Origin of the sequence: Parolsenella sp. LCP21S3_E11, from assembly GCF_052118165.1 — a bacterium.
Classification (GTDB): domain Bacteria; phylum Actinomycetota; class Coriobacteriia; order Coriobacteriales; family Atopobiaceae; genus Parolsenella.
This window is the reverse complement of record NZ_JBQKHS010000001.1, coordinates 422224-443287: the sequence shown is the minus strand read 5'-3', so window position 1 is coordinate 443287 and position 21064 is coordinate 422224. Positions and strand designations below refer to the sequence as shown.

The following is a 21064-nucleotide window of genomic DNA, read 5'->3' as shown; positions in this document are numbered from 1 at the left end:
TCAGCCATGGATGTAAGCGAGGTCATCCACACCTGGGATATCGACGGAGAGGTTCGCCTCGCCCTCGTCTTTGACGGTACCGTCCAGGGCGTCGGTTTCCGTTGGACCACGCAATCGCTCGCGAATGAGGCGGGCGTCGCCGGCTGGGTCCGCAACGAGCCAAACGGCACCGTAACCGCGGAGATGCAGGGCACGGGCCACGCCATCTGCCAAGTGCTCGCCGGCCTTCGCGACCAATACGCCAGCGCTCGCTCGCACGCTTTCCTGCGTGCGATGAACCTGCACTTCACCGTTACCTCATGCGAAAGGAGGGCCTGCCGCCAATCCGGCGACAAACCCTCCTTTGAGGTTCGGTATTAACCAGCGATGACTGCCTCACGGGGTTGACAAAGGGACTGTCCCTTTGTCAACCCTCGCTTAGTCCTGGTCGGCGTAGAACGAGCCCATGTAGCGGATGTACTCGTCCTCGGTGTGGTTGGCCTTCCAGTCGTGGACGCTCTTCTTGTTGCGCTCGCCGGTGATGATGGAGAACTCCTTCCCGAGCTTCTCGAACGCCTCGTCGGCCACCTCGTCGGGCGTGAGCGCGAGCTTGACGACCTGCTCGCCCACCGGGCCCTTCGGGAAGTTCTTGATGGCCGTGGGCGTGAGCGTGGTGCCGAGCGTGCAGACCTCGACGTCGACGCCCGTCTTCTCGCACTCGCAGGCCACGGCCTCGGTGAGCTTGAGGATGTAGGCCTTGCCGGCGCCGTACTCGGCGTTCCACGGGGAGCTCGAGATGCCCGTCATGGACGAGACGTTGATGACCGCGCCACGGTCCTGCTCGGCAAAGATCGTCATGAAGTGGTGGAACATGCGCAGGAAGCTGATGACGTTGACGTTCACCATCTTCTCGTGGTCCTCAAGCGAGGTGTGCTGGAACTTGCCAAAGTGGTGCAGGCAGGCGACGTAGCTCATGAAGCCCATATCAAGGCCCTCGGTGGCCGAGAAGACCGCCTCGCAGGCCTCGTCGGGACAGGACAGGTCGGCACGGACGACCTTATAGTCCACGCCGTACTCCTCGTGGAACTTCTCGCCCTTCTCGCGCAGCAGCTCCTCGCGTCGACCCACCATAACCAGGTTCATGCCACCCTCGGCGAGCTTCTTGCAGAACGCCTCGCCGACGCCCTCGGTGGCACCAAGGACGATGCCCCACTCGCCGTACTTCTCGCATAGATTCGTCATAAGTCTCCCCTTTCTTTGGCCGCCAGCCCCGGCGGCAGCAAACACTCGCGGTGCACAGGGATACTCCTGACCGAGCGAGCGTGGCCCTTTTCATCCGCGAGCGGCGAGACGCCCATCTGCGAGCGGCGTTCAGGCCGCGAGAGGTTGACAGATGCCGTAAACTCGGCTCTTTTCAGCAAGGGGGCCCGGCCCGCGTATGCGAGACGGGCCCCGAGGGCTCAGCCGTGCGGCAGGTTTCACGCTGCGGGGCTTACTTCGTGGCCGTGGGCTCCTCGGTATAGCCATAATGGCCCTGGGCCTCGAACTTCTTCATGTCCGAAGCGGCCATACCCTGCGAGTGGTCCTCGCCGTGGCGCTTCTCGTACATGACATCGTCCCTGTCCTCCCACAGACGATCAGCAACGGGCGCCCAGGCCTTCGCGTCCTCGACGGTCTTCTCGCGCAACTGTTCCGGCGTCTCTTTCTCGACGAGATCGGTGGAATGGGCACCGCTCTCCGCAACGAGCTTGGGCAGCGTGTCGGGATTCTCGAGCATGGGACACGGCTTGAGGTGGTTGGCGTTGAAGGGCTGTCCCTCGTAGTACTTCATGAAGATGGGGCTGCCGAGCGCGTCGAGCAGGCTCACATCGTGGATGTTGGCGTTGGAGTAGTGGATGAAGACGCACGGCTCGACATCGCCCGCGGCGTTGATGTGCAGATAGCGGCGGCCGCCGGCGATGCAACCGCCCACGTACTCGCCATCGTTCTGGAAGTCGAGCGTGAACAGCGGCTTCTTCTCGCGCATCTCGCGGACGAAGCGATACATCTTCTCACGCTGCTCGGGCGTGGGGATGAGCTCCGCCGTGGCGGCGCGGCCCACGGGCATGAAGTGGAAGTACCAGCAGAAGAGCGCACCCTTGTCGATCATCCAGTCGATGTTCTCCTCCGTGGCGACCGTGTCGGCATTCGCCTTCGTCCAGCAGCAGGAGATACCAAACGGCAGCTTGTGCGAGCGCAGCAGGTCCATGGCGCACTCGATCTTGGCATAGGTGCCCTGACCGCGGCGGGAGTCCGTGGTGTGCTCGTTGCCCTCGGCCGAAATTGCAGGCACGAAGTTGCCCACGCGGATCATGTCCTGGCAAAACTCCTCGTCGATGAGAGTGGCATTCGTGAAACAGAGGAACGCGCAGTCAGGGTGCTTCTCGCAGATCTTGATGAGGTCGTGCTTGCGTACGAGCGGCTCCCCGCCCGTATAGATGTACATGTGAGTACCAAGCTCCTTGCCTTGGCAGACGATCGAGTCGATGTCATCGAAGGAGAGGTTCTGCTGGTGGCCGTACTCCGCCGCCCAGCAGCCGGTGCAGTGCAGGTTGCAGGCGCTCGTGGGATCGAGGAGGATGGCCCACGGGATGTTGCGCTGGTACTTCTCTCGAGCCTTCTCCTGGACGGGCCAGGCGAGGAGGTTGCCATCGACGAGCAGAGCCTTGAGGAGCTTCGTGCGCATCTCGGGGTTGAGGTCGAAGACGCGCATGATCAAGTCATACCAATTGCCACGGCTCTTGATGACATCCGTGAAGGCCTTACGTTGAACAGGAAATACGCTGTCCGGAACAAGCTTGTTCACGAGGTCCATGATCTTATCGACGTTTTCGGCAGGATTCTCGTTGAGGTAATCAACGAGCTTGTTGAGCGCCGCACGCTCGGCGGCCTGGGTGAGTCCCATGGATCCTTCTCCCCTCGTGCCGGAGTCTCTCATCGCTCCGGTCTTATGTAAACTTTCGTCATGATACCCCTGTCGGTTCTTATGTAAACTTACGAGGTTGAGTATGGTATCGCGAAGGGGTTTCCGCCTTCGCAGCCCAGAAAGTTGATCGCGAGCCAAACGTCGGCGTCGGCACACCGACAGCCCATGCCCAAATCGGACAGCTCGGCGGCATGTCTCCTCGTCTCGACGTCGTGCTTCACCCTAAGGTCTATACGCATAAGAAAACCTCCCATTTCTCGGTGTCCAAGAAATGGGAGGCCGTTCAACTCGGTGACGGGCTTTTGTTGGCCGCTCTAGATAGTCACGCCCGGCATTCGCGGGCAGTCCCGCGTCTCCGCGCGCCGTGCAGGCTCGTGGCGCGCGCCGTCCGGCCTCGCGCCCCCACGTGTCGTTCGGCACCGCGACTCCGCGCGCCGCGCGGTCACGCGTCCATCGCGCGCCATCCCCTACTTGTAGCTAGCCTTAAGAATCGCAGTCACGTCATCGACGGTCAGCGGCGACGGATCGTGACCGAAGAGGGCATCGTTGGTGGTAATGGCATTCTCCGCGATGGCAGAAAGCTCATCCTCGGTAATGCCCCAGTCGCTCATCTTGAGCCCGTCCATGCCGCATTCACGCTTGAGGCGAGAGAGCTCGGTCACGAACGCACTCGGACCCTGCTCGGCAAGCTCCGCTTCGCTTGCGCCAATGAGACGAGCCATCTCGACGTAGCGGTCGTCGCATGCATGGACGTCAATCATGTGCTGGTGATAGGCACAGGCGATCATGATGAGGCCGGCGCCATGCGGGAGGTCATGGTGATGAGCGCTCATGCCGTGCTCGGTGCCATGACAACCGGCGCAGCCGGAGCAGACCATCGCGTAGCCACCGAGCGTGTTGGCGAACGCGAGCTGAGCGCGCGCTTCGAGGTTGGTTCCGTCGTTGACGCAGGTAGCAAGCGAGGCCGCGGCATTCCTGATGCCCTCGCGGCAGATCATGTCGCCCATGAGGGTGTGGTTCTTGGCGATGAAGCACTCGACGTTGTGGAACAGCGCATCAAAACCCTGGAAGGCGGTCAGACGCGCGGGAACCGTGAGCATGAGCTCGGGATCGACCACGGACAGGCACGGGAAGAGACGCGGATCGCCCAGACGCAGCTTCTCGTCGGTCTCCTCGCAGGAGATGACGGCGCCAGCGTCTGCCTCGGAGCCGGTACCGGCGGTAGTGGTCACGCACACAAGAGGCAGCGGATCGTTGGGAATAGGCTGGGACTTTGCCGTGCCACCCATGACGTAGGTCCAGATATCACCGGCGGTAACGTTGCCCTCGGCGTCCACGGCCGGATTCGCGGCGATCGTGCAAATGCCCTTGCTCGCGTCCATGACCGAACCTCCGCCGAGCGCGAGAACGAAGTCGCAGCCCTCGCTTCGAGCAAGCCAGCCGCCCGCGTTAACCGTATCGCGCAGCGGGTTAGGCTCGATACGATCAAACAGCACATGCTTCACGCCAGCACGATCAAGCTCGGCCTCGACGCGAGCGAGGTAGCCGTTTGCCTTCACGGACTTGCCACCGGTGGTCACGATCAATGCCTTGCCGCCGGGAAGCTTCTGGTCACCGAGCTCGCCGAGCTTTCCTGGACCAAAGAGCACCTTCGTGGGTGCATAGAAGTTATAAGTCTCCATGCTGCATCCTTTCGTTCAAACGCGTTGATTCCAATGCGTGTTATAGCGCGAGAACTAGCACGTCACAACACGTAAGCGCATTCGAGACAATAAGATACGCGCGCTTGTTTTCTGCTTCGTCACGGGTGGCAATCTTCACGAGCGAAGAGCCATCGCAGATGGAGGATCACCTCGAGCGCGGAAAATCGCCTCGAACGGCTAACATTGCGGGCTTTGGCGCGTCACCTGTGGCAGGCGCTCTCGATTGGCGGGCGCTCTCGATTGGCGGGTCGACACGGACTAAAAGTCGCCACATGCAGCGAGTCGACACGGGCGGCGAGAAAAAACTCGCTAAGTAGGGGGCTATTCCGGAACTATCGGAGTAGACGCCCCGATTCCGCCGTAAAAGCCCAGTTGAGCATCGCGCAAATAATGCCTCTACTCGGCAACCGGTCAAATAGCCCCCTACTTAGCGCGCTTTTCAAATCGAGACCGATGCGTAAACGATAACGCAGCGTCTAGGAGAACAATGAAACGTCCTTCCTCTGGCAGAAATAGCAGCTCGGCCGAGAAGTATGGACATAAAGCATGAACACGCGGGTAGCCATCGCATCTCGATCACAAAACTCCATTTGGTAAACGCCCGACTGGCAACGTTACTTGGCGAATCCCGAATCATGTCCATACTTCTCGGACGAGTTAAAAACACGTGGCCGTCCAAGCACGCAAATAGTCTCGTCGCGGCCCCATTCAACACCTAATATAGGCGTATCCTATGGCAAGCAAACAGTGTCAAGGGAGCATCAATGACCCTCACCCAGCTTCGCTACGTCACGCGCGTCGCCGAGTGTGGCTCAATCACCGAGGCCGCACGACAGCTTTACATCTCGCAGCCGTCCCTCTCCGCCGCCGTGCGCGATCTCGAAGCCGAGCTTGGCATCCAGATCTTCAACCGCAGCGCGCGCGGCATTTCGCTCACGCCCGACGGCTCGGAGTTCCTCTCCTACGCTCGTCAGATTCTCGAGCAGACGGAACTCGTCGAGCAGCGCTACTCCCACGCCCGCCCATCGAAGCGCCTGTTCGCCATCTCGTCGCAGCACTACGCGTTTGTCGTCCTCGCCTTCGTCCGCCTACTCGAGGGTTCCGACGCCGACGAATACGAAATGACCTTGCGAGAGAGCCGCACCTACGAGATCATCGAGGACGTCGCCGGCTACCGCAGCGAGCTGGGCGTGATCTATCTCAGCTCATTCAACGAGAAAGTCCTGCGCAAGCTCATGCGCGAGAACCACCTCACCTACACGCCGCTGTTCAACGCGCGCCCGCACGTCTTCGTAAGCGCGTCGCACCCGCTAGCAAATGCGAAAAGTGTCCGCCTCGAGGACCTCGATGACTACCCGTACCTTTGCTACGAGCAGGGCACGCATAACTCGCTCTACTTCTCCGAGGAGCTCCTGCCCTTCGAAAGCCACCGCAAGACCATCGTCCTCACCGACCGTGCGACGCTGTTCAACCTACTGCGCGGCGTGAACGGCTACACCATCAGCTCTGGCGTGCTCAACAGCGACCTCAACGGCGTCGACATCGTCTCCGTCCCGCTCGAGACTGACGAGACGATGCAGCTGGGCTTCCTCACGAACGACCGCGCTCGCCTCTCCCCCATGGCCAAGCGCTACCTCGACGAGCTCCGCTCCCTCATCGCCGACAACGGCTTCGAAATCCTGGGGTAGCGGCGAGCGCGGCGCGTCCCAACAGCTACGGCAGAACGTTGCCCGCGGAGCAGTAAATCTCGTACCACTCCTTGCGGGTGAGCTCGAAGTCGCAGGCGCGCGCGGCCTCGCGAACGCGCGACGGCTTCGTGGTGCCGATGACGGCCTGCATCTTCGCCGGATAGCGGAGCACCCAGGCGAGCGCCACGGCCATCGGGGTCACGCCGTACTTCTCGGCCAGCTCCTCGAGCTTGGCGTTGAGCTCGGGATACTTGGGGCTGCCGAGGAAGGCGCCCTCGAAGTAGCCGTACTGCATGGTGGACCAGGCCTGGATAACCATGCCCCTGTCCTCGCAGCACTCGAAGATGCCCCCGTCTCGCATGATGGCGGCGTCGTTCTCCATGTTCACATTGAACGCGCCATTGAACGCAGGCGTAAACGCGCAGCTGAGCTGCATCTGGTTGGTCGCGAGCTTAACCGGGACGCGACGCTCGAGACGACCGAGCATGGCAGGATTGAGGTTCGAGACGCCCCAGTCGAGGACCTTACCCTGATCCTTGAGGGTCTCGAGGGCCTCGCCCACTTCGTCCGGCTCCATGAGCACATCTGGACGATGGAGCAGCATCGAGTCGACGTGATCGACGCCCATGCGGGCGAGGCCGGCGTCAACGGCTTCGATGATGTGCTCCTTCGAGAAGTCATACCACGTGAAGCCGTCCGGCTCCTTGCGGATGCCGACCTTCGACTGCAGGAAGACGCGATCGCGCAGGCCCGGATTGGCGGCGAAGACCTCGCCGAGGATGGTCTCGCAGGTGCCTCGGCCATAGACATCGGCGATGTCCAGGGCGTTGATGCCCTCGTCGAGCGCGGCCTCGATGAGCTCCGTGACCTCAGGCACGCTCATCTCCTTGATGCGCATGAGGCCGATCATGACCTCGGACGCCTTAGCCTTCTGCTCTCCAAATTCGATGTAGCGCATGAGCTTCCTCCTTGCTATTGGATACCCCTGTGCCTAATGATGCCGCTTTAGCCAAGAGGAGTGCACGCCCCCATCGGCGAACGGCGCGCGATGCGGAGGCAGGCATCTCGCGACGTCACGTGACATCCGGCAAATACTGGCGGCTCGCTTGCCGCGGTGCCTCGCAGCCGGGCGGCAAAACGGAAACGCGGTGCCTCGCAGCCGGGCGGCAAAACGGAAACGCGGTGCCTCGCAGCCGGGCGGCAGAACGGCCTCACGTCGCCCCGCAAAGGAAACCTGGCCGCCAAACACCCCTCCCTACCTCGATGTAACAGAATCTTAATCCCTAGTTACCCACTAGGGTATTGACCTTATCGCTCACGCGGGCGTATAAACTCACCAGCAAAACCGAAGGCGCAAGGAGGTGCCGAGAGATGACTGCCAAGACCACCACGATGATGATGTGCATGCGAATGCTGAGCTCCCGGGCACCGCAGGGGTCTACCTGCAGGGTTGTCGTGCGTCACTAGCGCCGTCGCCTTGCGAAACGTCTCCGACTTGCGCCCGGGAGCCCGTGAGCTGCCGGGCGTTTCCTTTTTTGGCAGCCACCTCGTTCGGCGCGTCGGCAGGCAACACGATCACAGCGTCGAAGCCTCAAACGCGCCCATCGAATCCGACAAGAACCCACTCGACCGACATCCCGCAAGAGCCATCCTTTAGGAGGAACCCATGTCTGACATCACCCCCGAGACCGAAAAGACCTTCCACTTCGAGACCCTTCAGCTCCACGTCGGCCAGGAGGCGGCTGACCCCGCCACCGACTCCCGCGCCGTGCCCATCTACCAGACCACGAGCTACGTCTTCCGCAACTCCCAGCACGCCGCCGACCGCTTCGGCCTTGCCGACGCCGGCAACATCTACGGTCGCCTGACCAACTCCACGCAGGGCGTCTTCGAGGACCGCATCGCCGCGCTCGAGGGCGGCGTGGCCGGTCTCGCTGTCGCCTCCGGTGCCGCCGCCATCACCTACGCCATCCAGGCGCTCGCCAAGGCCGGCGATCACGTGGTCGCCCAGAAGACCATCTACGGCGGCTCCTACAACCTGCTCGAGCACACGCTCCCGCAGTACGGCATCACGACCACCTTCGTCGACGCCCACAACCTCGACGAGGTCGAGGCGGCCATCCAGGACAACACCACCCTCATCTACCTCGAGACCCTCGGAAACCCCAACTCCGACATCCCCAACATCGACGCCATCTCCGAGATCGCCCACAAGCACGGCCTGCCCGTCGTCGTGGACAACACGTTTGGCACGCCGTACCTCTTCCGTCCGCTCGAGCACGGTGCCAACGTCGTCGTCCACTCCGCCACGAAGTTCATCGGCGGCCATGGCACCTCGCTTGGCGGCGTGATCGTCGACGGTGGCAACTTCGATTGGAAGGTCTCTGGCAAGTATCCGCAGATCGCCGAGCCCAACCCCTCCTACCACGGCATCTCCTTCGCCGACGCCTGCGGTGCCGCCGCGTACGTGACCTACATCCGCGCGATCCTCCTCCGCGACGAGGGTGCCTGCATCTCGCCCTTCAACGCGTTCCTGCTGCTCCAGGGCACCGAGACCCTGTCGCTTCGCCTCGAGCGCCACGCCGAGAACACCAAGAAGGTCATCGAGTACCTCGTGAACAACCCGCACGTCAAGAAGGTCAATCACCCGAGCCTCCCCGACCACCCCGACCATGACCTCTACGAGAAGTACTTCCCCAACGGAGGCGCCTCGATCTTCACCTTCGAGATCAAGGGCGGCAAGGACGCTGCGTGGAAGTTCATCGACAACCTGCAGCTCTTCTCGCTGCTCGCTAACGTCGCTGACGTCAAGAGCCTCGTGATCCACCCGGCCAGCACGACGCACTCCCAGCTCTCGGACGAGGAGCTCGCCAACGTGGGCATCTCGCAGTCCACGATTCGCCTCTCCATCGGCACGGAGCACATCGACGACATCATCGCCGACCTCGAGCGCGGCTTCGCCGCCCTCGACTAGTTCGCGAGCCACAGACAATCGCATCGACTCGGAAGGGGCGGGCCCAGGTGGTCCGCCCCTTTTGTGCACAGGCGAGTCGGTTGTGTGGCGCGGGCGGCACGGGCGCGCCGGCCGCATGCCGCGGAAACGCCCGATACACAACGCGGAAGCGCAACTTGCACGGCACGGGCGCACCCGCCGCATGGCGGAGCAACGCCGGGACGCTCGCGCTGTCGAATGACACCCGAGCCACCCCATAGCTTCAGGCTATATAACCGTATCGGCTATCGATTCTTCCAGATGGCCAACGGCTCTGTAATACTTGGCCTCGCACCCGCTCTCGCCCAGTCTTCCGCGCAGAGAAGGCCCGCACCATAGGCGAAGCATCAGCTCTTCGCAACGAACCCACAACTCAAAGGAGCCATCATGGCAAAGCTCAACGCACCCTTCCGCTATGACATCGTCGGCAGCTTCCTCCGCCCGCAGGCAATCCACGACGCGCGTGCCAAGCACGCCGCCGGAGAGATCTCCTTCGAGCAGCTTCACGAGGTCGAAGACACCGAGGTCTCCAAGATCATCGAGAAGCAGAAGGCCGTGGGCCTGCATGCCGTGACCGACGGCGAGTTCCGCCGCCGTTGGTGGCATCTCGACTGGCTTGCCGGCTTCAACGGCATTAAGGTGTATGACTTCAAGACCGCCGACTTCGGCATCGAGAAGGTCATGCAGGGCACCTACGTCGACTCCCCCATCTCCTTCGACCCCAACCACCCCTTCCTCGACGGCTTCCGCCGCACGCAGAAGCTCGCCGGCGACACGCCCGTCAAGCAGACCATCGCCGGTCCCAACATGGTCACGCTTAGCTCCGTGGTCCTCTCCCAGCAGTACGCCGCGAACCCCGTCTACGCCAACCTCGACGAGCTGCGCCACGACCTCGCTAAGACCTACCAGGACGCGATCCGTGCCTTCTATAACGCCGGTTGCCGCTATCTGCAGCTTGATGACACGAGCTGGGGCGCGCTGTTCTCGGAGCGCCGCCGCGACAGGATCGTCGCCTGCGGCTATGACCCCGACGAGCTCATCGACGTCTTCGGCGACATCACCGAGGAGGCGCTCGAGGGCCGCCCGGAGGACATGGTCATTACGACCCACATGTGCAAGGGCAACTTCATGAGCCACTGGCTCTATGAGGGCACCTACGAGACCATCGCGCGCCGCCTGCTGGGCATCCGCGGCTTTGACGGCTTCTTCCTCGAGTACGACGACGAGCGCTCCGGTAGCTTCGAGCCTCTCAGGCACCTGCCGGCGGACACCGACCAGCGCGTCGTCCTCGGCCTCGTGACCACCAAGACGGCCGAGCTCGAGGATCCGGACGCCATCCGTGCGCGCATCGACGAGGCCGCGAAGATCGTGCCCCTCGAGCGCCTCTGCCTCTCCCCGCAGTGCGGCTTCGCCTCCACCGAGGAGGGCAACTCGATCGCCGAGCAGGTCCAGTGGGACAAGCTCAGGCTCGTGCGTGAGGTCGCGGAGTCCGTCTGGGACGACGCGGACGAGGCGTAGCCGGCAAGGCGCATAGGCCAGCATGCCAACTACCGTGACATTAAAACCTGTGGGGCCCGGGACGCCAGCCGTTCCGGGCCCCTTTTCTTGGCCATCGCTCCCGTTTTGGCAAGCGTCGTCCGCGCCCCAGGCAAGCATCGCGCCTTTCTCGGCATCCCGCATGTGTCATAGCTTCATCCTATGCACTCGCATACATGATGCGTAGTACCGGATAGCCCACAAACGTGGAATACTATTCCCAGCCAATTGGTCGGTTAGTTAAACGACTAGCAAAGAGCCTGGTAGAGATGAAAATTGCGCACGTCTCCCAAGCTCTCGCGACAACCACAAGCCATCTCATACCCAAGGAGAAACCCATGTCCTACAAGCACAACGCCCCGTTCCGCTATGACGTCGTCGGCAGCTTCCTGCGCCCGGACGTCCTCAAGCAGGCCCGCGCGGACCATGCCGCCGGCATCATTGACGATGCCGCCCTCACGGTCGTCGAAAACGAGGCCATCCGCGACCTCGTCGCCAAGCAGAAGGCCGCCGGCCTCCACGTCATCACCGATGGCGAGTTCCGCCGCAGCTACTGGCACCTCGACTTTATGTGGGGCCTGAACGGCATCGAGCGCCGCACGAGCCGCACCGGCTATATGTTCCACGACGAGGAGACCACCGCTGACACCGCCGTCGTCACGGGTAAGATCTCCGGCGAGAACCACCCGTTCGTCGAGCACTTCAAGTTCGTGAAGGCCCTCGAGGAGGACGGCCAGGTCGCGCGTCAGACCGTCCCCGCTCCCGCCCAGACCTACGCCGAGGTCATCCTCGACCGCTGCGACGGCCAGGTCGAGAGCCTGCGCTCCGTCTACGCTGACGACGAGGCCCTCATCGAGGACATCGCCGCTGCCTACCGTACCGTCATCGCAGACCTCTACGCCGCCGGTTGCCGCTCCATTCAGTTTGACGACTGCACCTGGGGTCTCTACTGCGATGCAGACTTCGTCAGCAAGACCGGCATGGGCCCGGTCGATATCCAGAAGGTCTCCGAGCTCGGCGTTCGCCTTAACAACCTCGCAATCGAGGGCAAACCCGAGGATCTCGTGATCACCACGCACGTCTGCCGCGGCAACTACCACTCCACCTACGCCTTCGAGGGCGGCTATGACCCCGTCGCGCCCTATCTCTTCGCCGATGAGAACGTCGATGCCTTCTACCTCGAGTTCGACACCCCGCGCGCCGGCACCTTCGAGCCGCTCAAGTACGTGGCCGAGGGCAAGAAGGTCGTGCTCGGCCTCGTGACCTCCAAGCAACCGGGTCTCGAGGACGAGGAGCTGCTCATCAGCCGCATCAACGAGGCGGCCAAGTACGTGCCGCTCGAGAACCTCTACCTCTCCCCGCAGTGCGGCTTCGCCTCCTGCGAGTGCGGCAACAAGCTCACCGAGGACGAGCAGTGGGCCAAGGTCGCGCTCGTCAAGCGCGTTGCCGAGAAGGTCTGGGGCGAGGCGTAAGGCTGCCGCCACAGGCACGGCCAACGGGCACGTCCGGCAAGCACGACCCAGGCAAGCACGACCCAGGCAAGCGCGCCCGGCAAGCACGTCCAGGCAAGCGTCCCCGTTAGCACGCCCAAATGAAATCCCCCGGTCCTAGCGCCGTTCTCGCACGCAGCTGCGCGAGAAGAGGCGCCAGGATCGGGGGATTCGTCTTTAGCGGGAGGAGTGGTCACTGGCCGCAGCGAGCCAAATCCTTACTGCGAGGCGCGCCCAATGATCACGGCGAGCCTAGTCGAACTGATGAGCCAGGCGAAGGGCCTCGGCGGCTTGCTCCGCAACCGCGGCGGCATCGGAATGCGGGTCGCCAATGCCGGCAAGCGCACGAGCAATGGCAACGCAAGCCTCATCGTTCTCGCACCCGGAGTCCTCGATGGCACACGCGGCCATCTTGACGCTTGAGACGGCATCCGTGATGGGCTCCCTACCAGGGCCAGCATACGGGCAGGTCACGGCTCCACGGGGCACGCCACGGTGCTCTGCGATGTGTTCGCTGCGCGCGTGGACCTTATCCGCCTGCTCGCGGATGATCTCCAAGTGAGCGGGGACGGCGGCCGCCTCGAGGCCTTCGAGAAGCACATCAAACGCATGGCGGCAGGGCACAAAGCCGGGATGGGCGTCCATCGCGGCGCACATCGTGGTGCCCAGGCCCACGAGCTCGGCCATGAGCAGGGACACGAAGCTCTCCTTCTTGAACTCGGGATTCTCATGAAGAGGCATGTCTCTCTCCCATCGTCGTCAGTATCCCCGTGATAGTAGCAAACGAAAAGACCCGCCGAGGGACTCTCCCCCAGCGGGTCTCGAAAAACCTGAAAAAGGGACTGTCCCTTTTTCAGGTTAAGTAGTTGACAAAGGGACTGTAGTTGACAAAGGGACTGTCCCTTTGTCAACTTTACAGGCCCAGGGTCGCGGCGACTTCGGCGGCGCAGGCAAGGGCGTCGGCCATGGCGGTCACGACGAGCGTGGAGCCGTTGCGGGCGTCGCCCGCGGCGAAGACGGGCTTGCCGCCAATGCTCGCGGCAGTGCGGTGCGAGCCTGCCGTCGCCATGACGGGCAATGGGCGGCCCTTCTCGGCGATCTTCGCGCCGAAGGCCTCGACCACGCTGGCCTCGGGGCCGGTGAAGCCGCAGGCGATGAGCACGAGCTGCGCCGGCACCTCGCGCTCGGAGCCCTCGACGCGCTCGGGCTTCCCGTGGCTCCAGTCAAGGTCGACCACGCGCAGGCCACGGACGCTGCCGTCCTCGTCGAACAGTACCTCGAGCGTGTCGACGCCCCACTCGCGCATCTCTCCGCCCATGAGGTCGATGGCCTCGACCTGGCCGTAATCGGTCTTCTTGACGTTGGGCCACTGCGGCCAGGCGTCTCCGGCCGCGCGCTCCTCCGGAGGGCAGCTGAGGAACTCGAACTGACGCACGGAACGCGCACCCTGGCGCACCGCGGTGCCCAGGCAGTCGTTACCCGTATCGCCACCGCCGATGACCACGATGTCCTTGCCCGCAGCGTCGATCGCCGGCGCGCCGCCATCAAGCACCGAGCGCGTGGCGCTCGTAAGGTAGTCGACCGCGTAGACCACGCCACCGGCAGCAAGCCCCTCGTCATAGCTCGTGGCGGCAAGGCCACGCGGCTTGCACGCGCCTGCGGCGACCACGATGGCGTCGAACTCGTCCTTGAGCGCGGCGGCGACCGCAGCGTCGCTCGCGTCGACACCCAGACGGAACTCGATGCCCAACTCACGCATGAGTTCGACGCGGCGCGCCACGACGTCCTTCTCGAGCTTCATGTTGGGGATGCCGTACATGAGCAGGCCGCCAGCACGGTCATGACGCTCGACCACGGTCACGCGAGCCCCGCGGCGCGCGAGTTCCCAGGCGCTGACGAGGCCGGCGGGACCGGAGCCCACCACGGCCACGCTCGGCGCGTCCGCCCCCGCAGGAGCGAAGCGAGCCGGGCCGCCGTGCGCCCACTGCCAATCGCTGATGGCGCGCTCGTTGTCGTGAATCGTCTCGGGCTCGTCCGCGCGGCCCAGGTTGCAGGCCGCCTCGCACAGCGCCGGGCACACGCGACTCGTGAACTCGGGCATGGGAGAGGTCAGCGCCAGACGCTCGGCCGCCTCCTCCCACTGACCGCGATAGACGAGGTCGTTCCACTCGGGAATGAGGTTGTGCAAGGGGCAACCGCTCGGGCGCGCCTTGCCAAACGAGATGCCCGTCTGGCAGAAAGCCACGCCGCACATCATGCAACGGCTTGCCTGCACCTGCTGCTGCTCGGGCGTGAGCAGCTCGTAGAGCTCGTTGTAGTCGCCCGTACGCTCGGCCACGTCACGAAGCCCATGGGCCTGCCTGCCGTGCTCGAGAAACGCTCCTGGCTTGCCCATGCTAGTTCCTCCCCGTGATCTGGTCGAAGGCCACCTGCAGGGCCTCCTCGTGAGACTTACCCGCCGCCTCAGCGGCAGTGACGGCCTCGAGAACGCGCTCGTAATCGCGCGGAATCACCTTCACGAACTTCTTTCCGTACGTCTCGAAGCGATAGAGCATCTTGATGCCGCGCGGGCTCGAGGTGCGAGCGACGTGCTCCTCGACCAGGCCGCGGACGAACTCGAGCTCGTCGGCCGTGGGCTCCTTGAGCTCCACCATGTCGGTGTTGCAGCGCCCCGCGAGCGTGCCGAACTCGTCGAACACGTAGGCCACGCCACCACTCATGCCGGCCGCGAAGTTGAGGCCAACCTCGCCGAGCACGACGGCGACACCGCCCGTCATGTACTCGCAGCCGTGGTTGCCCACACCCTCGACGACAACCGTGGCACCGGAGTTACGCACGGCAAAGCGCTGGCCGGCAAGACCGTTCACGAAGCCCTTGCCGCTCGTGGCGCCATAGAACGCGACGTTGCCCACGATGATGTTCTCGTCGAACTTGTAGTTCGAACGCTTGGGCGGACGCACGGAAAGGATGCCGCCGGAGAGGCCCTTGCCGAAGTAGTCGTTCGCATCGCCCTTGATGTTGAGCGTGACGCCCTTCGGCAGGAACGCGCCGAAGCTCTGGCCGCCCGAGCCCGTGCAGTCGACGGTGACGGAGCCCTCGGGAAGTCCCTCGGGGTGCGCCGCGGTGACCTCGTGGCCAAGCATCGTGCCCACGCAGCGATTCACGTTGTCGATGTCGGCATGGAAGCGGATGGGCTCGAGGTGCTTGCGGGCGCTCGCGGTGTAGGGCACGAGCAGCGTCGCGTCGAGCGTGCGCTCGAGCTCGAGGTCGGGTGCCATGCTCGGCAGGAAGTGACGGCCCTCGGCGCCCGGGATGTTGCGGCCGTACTCGTTCGTCCCGTTCGCGAGCACGCGAGAGAGGTCGACCTCGTTGGCCTTCCAGTTGCCCTCGACCTCGACCTGGCGCAGGCACTCGGGGTGACCCACCATCTCGTCGACGGTGCGGAAGCCCAGGCGCGCCATGATCTCGCGCAACTCGGCGGCCGTGAACTCCATGAAGTTGACGACCTGCTCGGGCGTGCCCGTGAAGCGGCCACGGAGCTTGCAGTTCTGCGTGGCGATGCCGGCCGGGCAGGTGTCTTGCTGGCAGTCACGCTGCATGAGGCAGCCCATGGCAACGAGCGGCATCGTCGCGAAGCCAAACTCCTCCGCGCCAAGGAGCGCCGCGATGGCGACGTCCCGGCCGTCCATGAGCTTGCCGTCCGTCTCGACGACGACACGGCTGCGCAGGCCGTTCATGAGGAGCGTCTGCTGGGTCTCGGCCAGGCCAATCTCGAACGGGATGCCAGCGTGCCAGATCGAGTCGCGCGGGGCGGCGCCGGTGCCGCCGTTGTGGCCGCTGATCGTGATCTTGTCGGCACCGCCCTTGGCAACGCCCGTCGCGATGGTGCCCACACCCGCGAGGGCACAGAGCTTCACGCTGATGCGAGCGCCGGGGTTGGCGTTCTTGAGGTCGAAGATGAGCTCAGCGAGGTCCTCGATGGAGTAGATGTCGTGGTGCGGCGGCGGCGAGATGAGGCCGACGCCAGGCGTGGACTGACGCACCTCGGCGATCCAGGGGTAGACCTTCTTACCGGGCAAATGTCCGCCCTCGCCAGGCTTGGCGCCCTGGGCCATCTTGATCTGGATCTCGATGGCGCTCGAGAGGTAGCGGCTCGTCACGCCAAAGCGGCCAGAGGCGACCTGCTTGATGGCGCTCTTCTTGGAGTCGCCGTTGGGCAGCGGCACCTCGCGCGCCGGGTCCTCGCCGCCCTCGCCGGTGTTGGAGCGGCCGTGCAGGCGGTTCATGGCGATGGCGAGGGTCTCGTGGGCCTCCTTGGAGATGGAGCCATAGCTCATAGCACCCGTGTTGAAGCGCTTTACGATCTCCGAGACGGGCTCGACCTCCTCGATCGGCACCGGCGTGCGGCCAGCGGCGTCGAAGTCGAGCAGGTCGCGCAGGGTGACGGCACGACCGGCGCGGTGGATGACCTCACCATACTCGCGGAAGAGATCCATGTCGCCCTCGGTGCAGGCGCGCTGCAGGAGATAGATTGCGCGCGGCTCGACGAGGTGCTCCTCACCGTCGATCGGGCGCCACTTCGTGAGGCCCAGGCTCGGGAGCTGGTTGGGCGACGGGCTCTTCGCAAGGGCCATCGCCGCTGCGTAGCGCTCGTTCTGCTCGCGCTGGACGCCCTCGATGTCGAGACCGCCCACGCTCGTCGTGGTGCTCGTGAAGTAACGGTCGACGAGCTCGTCGGCAAGGCCGATGATCTCGAAGATCTGTGCGGAGTGATAGCCCTGCATCGTCGAGATGCCCATCTTGGACATGATCGAGGTGATACCCGCGGTCACGGCGCGGTCATAGTTGGCGACGGCCTCGTCGCCGGGAAGGTCGATCGCGCCCTTGGCCACGAGGTCACGGATGCACTCGTGCGCCATGTAGGGGTAGATGCCGCTCGCGGAGTAGCCTACGAGGCACGCGAAATCATGCGCGCAGATGGCGTCGCCGGTCTCCACCACGATGTCCGCGAGCATGCGCACGCCCGCACGGATGAGGTGGTTGTGGACGCTGCCGAGCGAGAGCAGGCTGGGGATGGGTACCTCGCCCGCGGCGGCGCGGTCGGAGATGACGACGATGTTCACGCCGCCGCGCACCGCGGCCTCGATGTCGGCGTCGAGCTTCTCGAGGGCGGCCTCGAGGGCACCCTCTCCCCCATCGACGGGATATGTGGCGTGGAAGACCTGCGTCTTGAAGCCCACGCGGTCGATGGCACAGATGCGCCTGAACGCGTCATGGGTGAGCAGCGGCCCCTGCAGGCGCACGAGGCGGCAGGTGTCGCGGCAGTCCTCGAGCAGGTTGCCGTGATTGCCGAGGTAGAGCACCGAGCTCGTGACGAGGCTCTCGCGCAGTGCGTCGATGGGCGGGTTGGTGACCTGGGCGAAGAGCTGGTGGAAGTAGTCGAAGAAGGAGCGCGTGCGCTTCGAGAGCACGGCGAGGGGCGCGTCGACGCCCATCGAGGCCAGGGGGACCTTGGCCGCCGTCGCCATCGGGCGGATGAGCTCGTCGACGTCATCGTAGTGGTAGCCGAGCTTCGCCATGCGCTCGGTGAGGCGCAGGCCCTCGTCGGGCTCCGCGGGCAGCTCGTCCGCGGCAGGCTCGCGCAGGTCGTGGATGTCGAGCGTCTCGTCGCCCAGCCAGTCGCGATAGGGCTTCTCGTTGGCGTACTTGTCGCGAATCTCGTCGTTCCAGATCACGCGGCCCTGCGTGGGATCGACCTCGAGCATCTCGCCCGGGCCGAGGCAGCCCGTGCGAAGGATGTTCTCCGGCTCGACGTCGATGGTGCCCACCTCGGAGGAGAGGATGATGCGGTCGTCGCGCGTAACGTAGTAGCGCGCCGGGCGCAGCCCGTTGCGGTCGAGTGCGGCGCCAAGGATGCGGCCATCCGTGAAGGCGATGGCGGCGGGGCCGTCCCACGGCTCCATGAGCATCGACTGGTAGGAGTCATAGGCGCGGCGCTTCTCGGAGAGGTTGGGGTTGTGGTCCCACGGCTCCGGGATCATGAGTGTCACGGCGCGGTCGAGCGGGCGGCCGTTCATGGTGAGGAACTCGAGCACGTTGTCGAGGATGGCGGAGTCGGAGCCCTCGCGGTTGATGATGGGCAGGACCTTCTCGAGGTCATGCTGCAGCACCGGGCTGTAGAGGTTTGGCTCGCGGGCGCGAATCCAGGAGACGTTGCCGCGCAGCGTGTTGATCTCGCCGTTGTGGATGATGTAGCGGTTGGGGTGCGCGCGCTCCCAGCTCGGCGTGGTGTTGGTCGAGTAGCGGGAGTGGACGAGGGCGAGCGCCGTCTCGACGGCAGCGTCGGAGAGGTCCGTGTAGAAGCGACGCATCTGCGTGGCGACGAGCATGCCCTTGTAGACGATGGTGCGCGAGCTCATCGAGCACACGTAGAAGATCTTGTCCGCGAGGGCCGGGTTCGCGTCGGCGGCGCGCTCGATGGTGCGGCGGCAGACGTAGAGCTTGCGCTCGAAGTCCTGGCCGGCGGCGACGCCCTCGGGGCGGCGGAGAAACGCCTGGAGGATGGTGGGCATGCAGGCCTTGGCCGTGTCGCCCAGGTCATGCGGGTCGACCGGCACGCGGCGCCAGAACATGAGCGGCACGCCGCACTCGGCACAGCCCTCCTCGAAGACGCGGATCGCTGCCTGGACGGCGGTCGGGTCGGCGACGCCATCGGCCTCGCCGGTCTCGTCGCTGTGTGGGAAGAAGAGCATCGCCACGCCGTAGTCGCCCTCGTCGGGGAGCAGCTGACCCTCCTTCTGCGCCTCCTTGCGGAAGAAGCGGTGCGGAATCTGGAACAGCACGCCCGCGCCGTCTCCGGTGTTGCGCTCAAGGCCCTTGCCACCACGGTGCTCGAGGTTGACGAGGACCGAGAGTGCGTCGTCGAGAGTTTGGTGGCTCTTGACGCCCTTCAGGCTGGCAATGGCACCGATTCCGCACGCGTCATGCTCGTAGCTGGGACGATACAGACCGGTCTGGCTGGCGTTGTACTGATGAGACTCCATAGTGACGTCCTTCTCCGTAGGTCATTTCGCGCCGTCGCGACCCCGCTGGCGAACGGGGCGCAAGCAAGCTCTCGCTACTCTAGGAGCCGGATATGTCACGTCCGTTACGCCAACACGGGCGCAACACGAGCGAAGCAATCTTGTAACACGGACCTGCACAGCCCGCAAAAGGCGACCTGAAAAAGGGACTGTCCCTTTTGCAGGTTGGTGGGAGTTGACAAAGGGACTGTCCCTTTGTCAACTTATCTCGGGCTCGGGAAGCTCGTCGCCGCCATCCGCTACACGTCTTCCGGAAGCTCGCCCTCGAGCTCGGGAAGCTCGTCGTCAAGGCTGTCCGAGACGGTCTTGAGCTTGCGTTCCATGACGTTCGTGCGCGTGGTGATGATGCCGTCGACCGTCCTGCCGGCACGGTCGATCTGTTCCTTCGCCTTGCGAAGCTCCGCCTGGTAGCGAGGGAGCTCTGCCTTGACGGCTTGGAGCACATGCATGACCTCGTTGGTACGTCGCTGCAGGTTGAAGGTCTGGTACGTCATCTGCAGGCTCGAGAGGATCGCCGCCATCGTCGAGGGTCCAGCGACGTTCACGTGATAGTCGCGAGTGAGTCGCTCGATGAGGCCCGGCATGTTGACGACCTCGGCATAGAGGCCCTCGAAGGGCAGGAACATCACGGCGAAGTTCGTGGTCTCGGGAACGGAGATGTACTTCTGGGAGATGTCCGACGCCTCCTGGCAGATGCGCCCCTCAAGGCGCTTGCGCGCCGTGGCGACCTCTTCGCGCGAGCCTTCGTCAACCGCATCGCGGAGCTGGTCATAGAGGTCTCCCGGGAACTTCGCGTCGATGGGAAGCCACACGGGCTCGCCCTCCTCCACCGGCAGCTTCACGGCAAACTCGACGCGATCGGCGCTGCCGGGCTTGGTGGCGACGTTCTCCGCATACTGCGAGGGAACGAGAATCTCCGAGAGGATGGCACCGAGCTGGACCTCGCCCAGAATGCCTCGCGTCTTCACGTTGGAGAGGGTCTTCTTGAGGTCGCCCACGCCGGCGGCAAGGCCCTGCATGTCCCCCAGGCCCTTGTAGACGGCCTCGAGGTTTTCGTTGATCTGCTTGAAGGAGACGGAGAGGCGGTCGTTGAGCGTGCTCGTGAGGCGCTCGTCGACGGTGGCGCGAATCTCGTCGAGCTGGCGCTGGTTATCGCCGCGAATCTGGGCCAGCTGTTCGTTCATGACGTGCGTGTTGTTCGAGAGCTGGTCATTCATCGTCTTGGTATTGGCTGCCAGCTGCTGGGTCACCGCATTGGTGACGCCAGTTAGCTGCTCGTTCGCAACGCGGGCATTGTCAGCGAGCTGACGGGTGAGCGCGTTAGAGGTGTCGCTCAGTTGGTTGTTAACGTCACGGCGAAGCGCGTCGACGCGCATGCCAGACCCCTCGATCCCGCGCACGACGCTCTCGAGCGTGGCTTTCGTCTCCGAAGCACCCTGGGCCTGGCGATCGGCGAGCGCTCTCATGAGGCCTTCGGCTTTTTCAAAGCGCGCGTCAAGCTGATCCTCAAGCTGATCCTCGCTAAGAACGGAGCGCATCGCGCGCAGGGCCGTCACGGAAACGGCGAGCGCGACTGCCACGGAGGCCGCGGCGATGACGATACAGACGAGTTCAGTGGTGCTCACGAAC

At 64.1% G+C, this 21064-nt stretch carries 13 protein-coding genes; 5 read left to right on the top strand and 8 right to left on the bottom strand.

Annotated elements, in window-relative coordinates:
* The first annotated feature begins 6 nt into the window (after positions 1–6).
* The gene (locus ACTQ1Z_RS01850) at positions 7–360 is read left to right on the top strand and encodes an acylphosphatase (protein ID WP_320680416.1); all 354 of its coding nucleotides are present in this window, start codon (positions 7–9) and stop codon (positions 358–360) included.
* A 57-nt stretch (positions 361–417) separates the two neighbouring features.
* On the opposite strand, the gene ACTQ1Z_RS01845 is transcribed toward ACTQ1Z_RS01850, so the two are convergent.
* The 3 genes from ACTQ1Z_RS01845 to ACTQ1Z_RS01835 all read right to left on the bottom strand — a co-directional run bounded on the left by ACTQ1Z_RS01845 (position 418) and on the right by ACTQ1Z_RS01835 (position 4626).
* Entirely contained in the window at positions 418–1221 is an 804-nt protein-coding gene (locus tag ACTQ1Z_RS01845) for a 7beta-hydroxysteroid dehydrogenase (protein ID WP_441858315.1), read from the bottom strand.
* A 250-nt stretch (positions 1222–1471) separates the two neighbouring features.
* Positions 1472–2923: a radical SAM protein gene (locus ACTQ1Z_RS01840; RefSeq protein WP_441858313.1), complete on the bottom strand. Its 1452-nt coding sequence runs from the start codon at positions 2921–2923 to the stop codon at positions 1472–1474.
* Positions 2924–3411: 488 nt separating this feature from the next.
* Complete coding sequence (locus tag ACTQ1Z_RS01835; RefSeq protein WP_441858311.1) at positions 3412–4626, bottom strand: iron-containing alcohol dehydrogenase; 1215 nt, start codon at positions 4624–4626, stop codon at positions 3412–3414.
* Between the two features lie 785 nt (positions 4627–5411).
* On the opposite strand from ACTQ1Z_RS01835, the gene ACTQ1Z_RS01830 reads away from it, so the two are divergent.
* Positions 5412–6335 carry a LysR family transcriptional regulator gene (locus ACTQ1Z_RS01830; RefSeq protein WP_320680420.1) on the top strand — a complete coding sequence of 308 codons (924 nt, stop codon included), beginning with the start codon at positions 5412–5414 and terminating at the stop codon, positions 6333–6335.
* Positions 6336–6360: 25 nt separating this feature from the next.
* Here the strand turns inward: ACTQ1Z_RS01830 and ACTQ1Z_RS01825 are convergent, their stop codons facing one another.
* Positions 6361–7293: an aldo/keto reductase gene (locus ACTQ1Z_RS01825; RefSeq protein WP_441858309.1), complete on the bottom strand. Its 933-nt coding sequence runs from the start codon at positions 7291–7293 to the stop codon at positions 6361–6363.
* A 708-nt stretch (positions 7294–8001) separates the two neighbouring features.
* Here ACTQ1Z_RS01825 and ACTQ1Z_RS01820 point away from each other — a divergent pair.
* The 3 genes from ACTQ1Z_RS01820 (at position 8002) to ACTQ1Z_RS01810 (ending at position 12335) form a co-directional block, all read left to right on the top strand.
* Positions 8002–9309 carry an O-acetylhomoserine aminocarboxypropyltransferase/cysteine synthase family protein gene (locus ACTQ1Z_RS01820; RefSeq protein ID WP_320680423.1) on the top strand — a complete coding sequence of 436 codons (1308 nt, stop codon included), beginning with the start codon at positions 8002–8004 and terminating at the stop codon, positions 9307–9309.
* Between the two features lie 405 nt (positions 9310–9714).
* Positions 9715–10845: a 5-methyltetrahydropteroyltriglutamate--homocysteine S-methyltransferase gene (locus ACTQ1Z_RS01815; RefSeq protein ID WP_441858306.1), complete on the top strand. Its 1131-nt coding sequence runs from the start codon at positions 9715–9717 to the stop codon at positions 10843–10845.
* A gap of 356 nt (positions 10846–11201) precedes the next feature.
* Complete coding sequence (locus ACTQ1Z_RS01810) at positions 11202–12335, top strand: 5-methyltetrahydropteroyltriglutamate--homocysteine S-methyltransferase (protein ID WP_320680429.1); 1134 nt, start codon at positions 11202–11204, stop codon at positions 12333–12335.
* A 270-nt stretch (positions 12336–12605) separates the two neighbouring features.
* Here ACTQ1Z_RS01810 and ACTQ1Z_RS01805 read toward each other — a convergent pair whose 3' ends face one another.
* From ACTQ1Z_RS01805 to ACTQ1Z_RS01790, 4 genes are all read right to left on the bottom strand, one after another.
* Positions 12606–13094 carry a hypothetical protein gene (locus ACTQ1Z_RS01805; protein ID WP_441858302.1) on the bottom strand — a complete coding sequence of 163 codons (489 nt, stop codon included), beginning with the start codon at positions 13092–13094 and terminating at the stop codon, positions 12606–12608.
* A gap of 172 nt (positions 13095–13266) precedes the next feature.
* Positions 13267–14748, bottom strand: a complete 1482-nt coding sequence (locus ACTQ1Z_RS01800; RefSeq protein WP_441858300.1) for a glutamate synthase subunit beta — start codon at positions 14746–14748, stop codon at positions 13267–13269.
* Between the two features lies 1 nt (position 14749).
* Positions 14750–19396, bottom strand: coding sequence for a glutamate synthase large subunit (gene gltB / locus ACTQ1Z_RS01795; RefSeq protein WP_441858298.1), 4647 nt, complete (start codon positions 19394–19396; stop codon positions 14750–14752).
* 278 nt (positions 19397–19674) lie between these two features.
* Positions 19675–21060, bottom strand: coding sequence for a DNA recombination protein RmuC (locus ACTQ1Z_RS01790; RefSeq protein ID WP_441858296.1), 1386 nt, complete (start codon positions 21058–21060; stop codon positions 19675–19677).
* Positions 21061–21064: the final 4 nt, after the last annotated feature.

Bases quoted from the DNA above. Each gene is read 5' to 3' on its own strand.
- ACTQ1Z_RS01800 (WP_441858300.1), bottom strand. From the start codon at position 14,748: ATGGGCAAGCCAGGAGCGTTTCTCGAGCACGGCAGGCAGGCCCATGGG.
- ACTQ1Z_RS01845 (WP_441858315.1), bottom strand. From the start codon at position 1,221: ATGACGAATCTATGCGAGAAGTACGGCGAGTGGGGCATCGTCCTTGGT.
- ACTQ1Z_RS01825 (WP_441858309.1), bottom strand. From the start codon at position 7,293: ATGCGCTACATCGAATTTGGAGAGCAGAAGGCTAAGGCGTCCGAGGTC.
- ACTQ1Z_RS01840 (WP_441858313.1), bottom strand. From the start codon at position 2,923: ATGGGACTCACCCAGGCCGCCGAGCGTGCGGCGCTCAACAAGCTCGTT.
- ACTQ1Z_RS01850 (WP_320680416.1), top strand. From the start codon at position 7: ATGGATGTAAGCGAGGTCATCCACACCTGGGATATCGACGGAGAGGTT.
- ACTQ1Z_RS01810 (WP_320680429.1), top strand. From the start codon at position 11,202: ATGTCCTACAAGCACAACGCCCCGTTCCGCTATGACGTCGTCGGCAGC.
- gltB (WP_441858298.1), bottom strand. From the start codon at position 19,396: ATGGAGTCTCATCAGTACAACGCCAGCCAGACCGGTCTGTATCGTCCC.
- ACTQ1Z_RS01835 (WP_441858311.1), bottom strand. From the start codon at position 4,626: ATGGAGACTTATAACTTCTATGCACCCACGAAGGTGCTCTTTGGTCCA.
- ACTQ1Z_RS01820 (WP_320680423.1), top strand. From the start codon at position 8,002: ATGTCTGACATCACCCCCGAGACCGAAAAGACCTTCCACTTCGAGACC.
- ACTQ1Z_RS01815 (WP_441858306.1), top strand. From the start codon at position 9,715: ATGGCAAAGCTCAACGCACCCTTCCGCTATGACATCGTCGGCAGCTTC.
- ACTQ1Z_RS01805 (WP_441858302.1), bottom strand. From the start codon at position 13,094: ATGCCTCTTCATGAGAATCCCGAGTTCAAGAAGGAGAGCTTCGTGTCC.
- ACTQ1Z_RS01830 (WP_320680420.1), top strand. From the start codon at position 5,412: ATGACCCTCACCCAGCTTCGCTACGTCACGCGCGTCGCCGAGTGTGGC.